7 protein-coding genes and 1 other annotated feature are annotated in these 6,669 nt (G+C 63.2%); of the genes, 6 read left to right on the forward strand and 1 reads right to left on the reverse strand.

What is annotated here, in order from left to right:
• Positions 1-2 precede the first annotated feature (2 nt).
• From Q1A36_RS15515 to Q1A36_RS15535, 5 genes are read left to right on the forward strand one after another with little or no spacing between them, the layout of a single operon-like run.
• Complete coding sequence (locus tag Q1A36_RS15515) at positions 3-1,541, forward strand: sugar ABC transporter ATP-binding protein (RefSeq protein ID WP_299846034.1); 1,539 nt, start codon at positions 3-5, stop codon at positions 1,539-1,541.
• Between the two features lie 8 nt (positions 1,542-1,549).
• Positions 1,550-2,527 carry an ABC transporter permease gene (locus tag Q1A36_RS15520; RefSeq protein WP_299846036.1) on the forward strand — a complete coding sequence of 326 codons (978 nt, stop codon included), beginning with the start codon at positions 1,550-1,552 and terminating at the stop codon, positions 2,525-2,527.
• A 2-nt stretch (positions 2,528-2,529) separates the two neighbouring features.
• Entirely contained in the window at positions 2,530-3,261 is a 732-nt protein-coding gene (locus Q1A36_RS15525) for a FadR/GntR family transcriptional regulator (protein ID WP_299846039.1), read from the forward strand.
• Positions 3,258-4,127: an SMP-30/gluconolactonase/LRE family protein gene (locus Q1A36_RS15530; protein ID WP_299846042.1), complete on the forward strand. Its 870-nt coding sequence runs from the start codon at positions 3,258-3,260 to the stop codon at positions 4,125-4,127. The genes Q1A36_RS15525 and Q1A36_RS15530 overlap by 4 nt, the downstream gene beginning before the upstream one ends.
• On the forward strand, positions 4,124-4,987 hold the full coding sequence (locus Q1A36_RS15535) for a hypothetical protein (RefSeq protein ID WP_299846044.1): 864 nt from the start codon (positions 4,124-4,126) through the stop codon (positions 4,985-4,987). The genes Q1A36_RS15530 and Q1A36_RS15535 overlap by 4 nt, the downstream gene beginning before the upstream one ends.
• On the opposite strand, the gene Q1A36_RS15540 is transcribed toward Q1A36_RS15535, so the two are convergent.
• Complete coding sequence (locus tag Q1A36_RS15540) at positions 4,981-5,301, reverse strand: hypothetical protein (RefSeq protein WP_299846047.1); 321 nt, start codon at positions 5,299-5,301, stop codon at positions 4,981-4,983. The genes Q1A36_RS15535 and Q1A36_RS15540 overlap by 7 nt on opposite strands.
• Positions 5,034-5,151, forward strand: a sequence feature (AL1L pseudoknot). It overlaps the preceding gene by 118 nt.
• A 402-nt stretch (positions 5,302-5,703) precedes the next feature.
• Here Q1A36_RS15540 and Q1A36_RS15545 point away from each other — a divergent pair.
• A partial coding sequence (locus Q1A36_RS15545; protein ID WP_299846050.1) for an SdrD B-like domain-containing protein occupies positions 5,704-6,669 on the forward strand: 966 nt, incomplete at its 3' end.

Consider the following 6,669-nt stretch of genomic DNA (forward strand, 5'->3'; position numbering starts at 1 on the left):
CGGTGAGTAATGCAACCTCCTTTCTGTCGGTCCACGGTCTGACCAAGTCCTTCGGCATCGTGCAGGCGCTGGCGGATGTTACGCTCGACATCCGCCCCGGCGAGGTTCTGGCACTGGTCGGTGAGAACGGGGCCGGGAAATCCACGCTGATGCGGCTGATCGAGGGGGTGTTTCCAACCGATGGCGGCGAGATCAGGATCGAGGGAAAGCCCGTCACCTTCCCCGGTCCGCGCAGCGCCCATGACGCGGGCATCCGCGTCATCCATCAGGAACCGGAAATCGTTCCGCACATGACCGTGGGCGAGAATATCTATATCGGCCATCTGCCGAAGCGTGCGGGGGTGCTGCTGGATGCGCGCCAACTGTCGCGCCAGACCGCGAAGCTGCTGGCCGATTTCGGGATGGAGCGTGACTTGTCGCCCGACCAGAAATGCGAGGGGCTTGGGCCGGCGCAGCGGCAGATGATCGAGATCATGCGGGCAGTCCACGCCGGTGGCCGTCTTGTTGCCTTCGACGAACCCACCTCGTCGCTGACCGATGAGGAGGCCCGGCGGCTGTTTGCTGTGATCCGCCGGCTGCGGGCGGATGGCGTTGCCGTCGTCTATATCTCGCACCGCCTGCCCGAGATCATCGAACTGGCCGATCGCATCGCCGTGCTGCGCGACGGGAGGTTGATCGATGTGTCGCCCGCGACGGGCGCGACCGAGGACAGCATCACCCGGCAGATGGTCGGGCGTGACCTGAGCGAGATGTTTCCGGCGAAGGAGCCGCACGGCTCGCGCGTCATCCTGTCGGTTCAGGGCATGACCACGGATCACGTCAGTGACATCAGCCTTGACCTGCACGCGGGAGAGGTTCTGGGGATCGGCGGGCTGATGGGTGCCGGGCGGTCGGAACTCGCCAAGGGGCTGTTCGGCTTTCACCGCCGCCATGCCGGGCGCGTGACGCTGGACGGGGTTGCGCTTCCCGGCGGCGATACGGCGGCGGCGATCATGGCCGGGATGGGCTTTGCGCCAGAGGATCGTAAGGAAGAGGCGCTGCTCCTGATGCAGTCGATCCTCGACAATGCGGTGATCTGCATCCCCGACAAGGTGACCCGCGGCGGACTGTTCAGCAAGACCCTCGCCCAGGGTGTCATTGGTGACATTGCCAGCCAGCTTGCGATCAAGGCACCGAGCCTCGACACGCCGGTTGGTCGGCTGTCGGGCGGAAATCAACAAAAGGTCGTTCTGGCCCGATGGCTGGCGCGCCAGCCCAAGGTGCTGATCCTTGACGAACCTACACGAGGCATCGACGTGGGCGCGAAATCCGAAATATATGCCCTCATCCGCAACCTGACGCGCGCCGGCCTCGGGCTGATCGTGATCTCATCTGAAATGCCCGAGTTGATCGGCCTGTCGGATCGGGTGATCGTCATGGCGGGAGGCAGGATCACCGCCGAATACAGCGCCGAAGAGATGAGCGAAGACCGCATTCTCCGCGCCGCCATGCCACAAACCGCAAAACCAACCCTGCCGGCGCAGGAGGCGGCAACGATATGAGCCATGCCATGACACAGACGCAAAATACACGAGCCACCGCCAAAGATCTGGTCGACCGGATCGGGCTGCACAATCTCAGCCTGATCATCGCGCTGGCAGCCCTGCTGGCGATCTTCGGCTTCATCCGCAGCGATGTATTCTTCTCGACCCGCAACCTGCTGAACATCGGCATGGGCGTGGCCATTCTGGGCGTGCTGGCCATTTCGCAGACGACCGTGATCGTGTCGGGCGGGCTGGATATCTCGGTCGGCTCGATCGTCGGACTGACGACCGTGGCGACCGCAATGACCATTCAGGGCACTGAAAGCGCCGGGCTGGGGCTTGTCGCAGGTATTGCCCTTGGCGCGGCGGCGGGGTTGGTGAACGGCCTCCTCATCACCTATGGCCGGATCAACGCCGTGATCGTGACGCTGGGGACCATGGCAATCTTTCGCGGCATCGCCTTCATCCTGTCGGACGGCCAGTCGATCTCGATCTTCGACAACACCTTCCGCTGGATCGGTATTGGCCGGGTCCTCGGGCTGCCGGTGCCGATCTGGGTGCTGATCATCGTGGCGGTCGCCTTCTGGGTCTTCCTGCACCGCTCGATCCCGGGCCGGAACCTCTATGCCATCGGCGGCAACCCCGTGGTCGCGCGGTTGTCGGGGATGAACCTCAACGCCTATCGCGTCAGCATGTATGTCCTGTCGGGCGCCGTCGCGGGGATCGCCGGCATCCTTCTGGCCGCGCGCACCGGATCGGGGCAACCGATCTCGGGCTCGCAGGGGCTGGAACTCGAGGCGATCACGGCGGCTTTCCTTGGCGGCTGCGCAATGCAGGGCGGCAAGGGAACCGTCATAGGCGCACTCCTGGGCGTGGCGATCATCGGCGTCTTGAACAACGGCATGATCCTGACCGCCGTTCCGACCTTCTACCAGATGCTGGCCAAGGGAACGCTGTTGATCCTCGCCGTGCTTCTGGCCGAGTATCGCCTGAACAGGAGCTGACGATGACCAAGCCGAACAGCCCCGTCCGCGAGCGGCCGCGTGATCTGGTCACCTCGACACTGGCCAAGCAGATCCTGTCGGGCGTCTTCCCGCCGGGCGCCAAGCTGCCGACCGAGACGGAACTGGGTGAACAGCTTGGGGTCAGCCGCACGGCGCTGCGGGAATCGATCCGTACCCTCGCAGGCAAGGGACTGATCGAAAGCAAGACCCGCTCCGGCACGGTCGTGCTGTCGCCGACCCAGTGGAACCATCTCGACCCCGAACTTCTGGGCTGGCGCGAGGAACTGGCGCCTGATCTCGACTTCGCCCGCAGCCTGACCGAGGCGCGGCAGGTGATCGAGCCCGCCGCAGCCCGCTTTGCCGCAGAACGCGCGACCGGACAGGATCTGGGGCGGATGCAGGACAGTTTCGACGCCATGTGCAGGGCTGATGCGCAGGACATCGAGGCCAGCGTCAGCGCCGATGAATCCTTCCATCTCGCCGTGCTGGCCGCCAGCCATAACCCGGTCTTCATCAATTTCGGCGCGATGGTCGGGACGGCGCTGCGCAATGCCTTCCGCCTGACCACCTCGGCTTCGGAGAACTTTGCCGCGACCCTCGACATGCATGGCGAGGTGCTGGAAGCCATCCGCATGCGCCGCCCCGACGAGGCGGGACAGCGCATGGCAGAGCTGCTGGACATCGCCAGCCGCGATCTGGCACGGGTCATCGCCCAGGAGGCAGGTGGGGCATGAAGGTTTCCGTGGCCGCCAGCACGCGGGATGTCCTTGGCGAGGGTCCGGTGCATGATGTGGCCGACGGCTCGCTGCGATGGGTCGATATCGGCCGCGCGCTATGGCACCGGCTGGATCTGGCGACGGGAGAGGTGACGACGCAGGGCGTCGAACCGGCGCTGACGGGCTTTGCCCCGACCGACGGTGGCGATTACGTCGGGGCCTATGTCGCTGGTATCGCTCGGCTCGATGCTCAAGGACGACGCGGCGACTGGCTGGCCCAGCCCGAGGCCGGGATCACCACCAACCGCTTCAACGACGCCGGAACTGACCTCGCCGGGCGCTTCATCGCCGGCACCATGAACATGGTCGACGGCGCACCGACCGGGGCGCTTTACAGTTTCGCCGGCGGCGATCTGTCGGTGCTGCGAAGCGGGATCGGGATCGCCAATACCATCACATTCAGCCCCGAGGGCGATCGGCTCTATACCGCCGACAGCGCCACCGGCGATCTGGCCGCCTATGCCTATGACCTGAGAACGGGACGGATGGGAGAGCGGATCGACAGCTTTCGCCCCGACACGGATCTGCCCGGCACGCCCGATGGCTCGGCGATGGATGCCGAAGGGTGCCTGTGGAACGCCCGATGGGACGGCGGCTGCGTGGTGCGGCTTGCCCCCGATGGCCGCACGCTTGCGGTGATCGATCTGCCCCTGCGGTTGCCCACGTCCTGCTGTTTCGTCGACCGCTCGCTTTACGTCACCACATCGACCTGGGATTATTCCGAGCTCGATCTGCAGGCGCAGCCCATGGCCGGGCATTTGCTGTGTATTGATGTCGATATCGCTGGCCATCCCCGCACAGCGTTCGCCACCGGCCGGGAATGATCCATCTCGAGAACGAGACGCTGCGGCTTGAGCTGATGCCGGACCATGGTGCCGCGATCTGGCAGATGGAGTTTCGGACCGCCTCAGGATGGCAGCCGGTCCTGATCCCTGACACCGCAGAACCAAGGGGGGCGCTCTCCTCGGGCCTGTTCTGGATGCTGCCCTTCGCCAATCGCGCACGGGGAAACCGGCTTCACAGCATTCAGCTTCAGCCCAATACGACCGAGCCGCTGGCCCTGCACGGCTTTGCCTGGCAGCGCCGCTGGCATGTCGAGATGCAGGGCGCCGGGTCGGTTCGGCTTCATCTCGCCGCCTCGGATGCCGACAGCCCTTTCCCCTTCTCGGCCAAGCTGGACCTGCGCGTCCACGGCACGAGTTTTCTCGCCCTTCTTGTCCTGCGAAACGTGGGGGACCGCAGCATCCCGGCTGGCTTGGGCGCGCATCCTTGGTTTCCAAACCTGCCCGGAACCGAGCTACAATTCGATGCGAGCCACGTCTACCTCGAAGGCCCTGATCATCTGCCAACCGATCCGATCACGCCTCCGCCAGAGCTGGATTTCTCGGCGGGCGCTCCGGTGCCAAAGTCATGGCGGAACAATGCCTATGCGGGTTGGAGCGGGCATGCCGTGATCCGACAGCCAGAGCTCGGCTACCAGATGACGATGCAGACGGACCCCGGCACGCGCGAACTGATGTTTCACACAGCGCCAAGACTTCCGCGTTTTGCCCTGGAACCACAGACCCATACCAGCGGTGCGACGCTTGAAGAACCACCAACTCCTCAGATCGGACTGCCCCTCCTGAAACCGGGTCACGTGTTGACCGGTGGCCTGTCAGTGACCCTTTTACCTTCTCATTGATGCTCCGAGAACTTGCGGCGGCCGATGAGATTCCGAAGAAGGCGAGCGCAAATGTCGCCATGGCGGAATTCGACCGTCCGATCCTCAAATGATGGTATTTGTTGACGATCACCGTGATGTCGTTGGCGCCGGGCCGATCTGCCGGGCTGCAAGCTCTGGCACCACATGCCTCGCCGCGGGCATTGCATTTCCGTTCGCGGATCCTCGCGAAGCCGTGGTGCGCATCCGATCAATACGGTCGGATAGTTGATGAAGATGACCGCGCGCGCACTTGCCGCACGCGCCATGGCCGACGCCAACGCATCGATGGTCATGATGCCGGCGTGGTCCATTCCCCAAGGGAAACGGGGAATCACGAACTCGCCTATCGGGGCGTCCGAATCGATTTCCCGGCACACCTACCGCAGGTTGAACCTTCGAATGCCTCACCCGCAGGCGGATAGTTGCCGATGGGTTAGGCGTCATTTCGCGCATGCAAAAACGCACACACATAGGATGCAGGGTGGCTCTGGCGCTGCGCTTACTTTCTGAAAGTATAGCATACTGGCTGCATGTTTTCGTGGATGCGATGAAAATTTGCCGATATTTATCACAGCTAGTGGTGTCGAGGGACGATACTTTCTGCTCAATTATCAGGCAATCTGGTTGGGTCCCGGGCCGCTCTCCCTTGTGTAATTCCGTGTTGCGTACGGCCGGAAGGCTTTTGGGGAAATGGTATGACCTACAATTACAAGCAATACGAGTGGACAGCCTATTCTGCGGCGGATCCTCTGGCCAGCGGTCAGAACGGCAGCAGCTTCGGCTATGGAGACAAGTTCACGGTCGGCGCAGCGACCGTCACCATGTCAACCTATGACAACGACTACGGGTTGTCGGGAGACAGTTGCTCGTCTGATGGTTATTCGAACGACCGCGACGGCCAGGATGGCTATGTCAACGGCTCCAAGGTCGGCGGCAAGATGTATGCCGAAAGCTATCACGTCCTGCAGGGCTCGGACGGGAAGACCTACTACATGATCGAGATCCAGATCGAGGGTCATGGCTCGGCCGGCGCCGGCAACGGCGATTTCACTTTCTACGGCGCACGGCCGCCTGCGGGCACCACGCTGACGAACGTCCAGACCTACAGTCTGACGGGTTCGTCGGTCGATTACAGCTGCCTCGGATCCGGTACCGTCGATCCAGGCACGGCTTCATTGTCGGGTCGGTTCTTCGATGACGCGAACCACAACAACATCGACGATGGTGATGCTGGCGTAGCCGGTGCAACGGTGCAGCTTTGGGCCAATGGCGCACAGGGCTGGTATGTCGTGGCGACCACGACGACCAATGCCAATGGCGACTATCAGTTCACCGGCCTGGCTGCGAACCCGAACTATGTCGTCCGCTTCGTCAATGAAACGGGCCTGTCCTTTGTCCAGTCGAATGTCGGCAGCAACGACGCGATCGACAGCGATATTGACCAGCTGTTCGGCGCGAACGGTCAGGTGAACAATATCAACCTGTCGATCGGTCAGCATATCCCCAACATCGATGACGGTGTGCACAAGCCGAACGCGGGGCCGGACGCGCTCAATGATACTGCCAAGACCTGCGCTGACGAGGCCAAGACGGTCAACGTTCTGGCCAATGACAGCGATCCGGACGGCGATGCGCTGACCATCACCGCGGTCAACGGTCAG

It is taken from the genome of uncultured Paracoccus sp. (assembly GCF_947487305.1).
Lineage (GTDB): Bacteria > Pseudomonadota > Alphaproteobacteria > Rhodobacterales > Rhodobacteraceae > Paracoccus.

Excerpts from the sequence above, each read along its gene's own strand:
- Q1A36_RS15520 (WP_299846036.1), top strand. The coding sequence starts at position 1,550 with ATGACACAGACGCAAAATACACGAGCCACCGCCAAAGATCTGGTCGAC.
- Q1A36_RS15525 (WP_299846039.1), top strand. The coding sequence starts at position 2,530 with ATGACCAAGCCGAACAGCCCCGTCCGCGAGCGGCCGCGTGATCTGGTC.
- Q1A36_RS15530 (WP_299846042.1), top strand. The coding sequence starts at position 3,258 with ATGAAGGTTTCCGTGGCCGCCAGCACGCGGGATGTCCTTGGCGAGGGT.
- Q1A36_RS15535 (WP_299846044.1), top strand. The coding sequence starts at position 4,124 with ATGATCCATCTCGAGAACGAGACGCTGCGGCTTGAGCTGATGCCGGAC.
- Q1A36_RS15540 (WP_299846047.1), bottom strand. The coding sequence starts at position 5,301 with ATGACCATCGATGCGTTGGCGTCGGCCATGGCGCGTGCGGCAAGTGCG.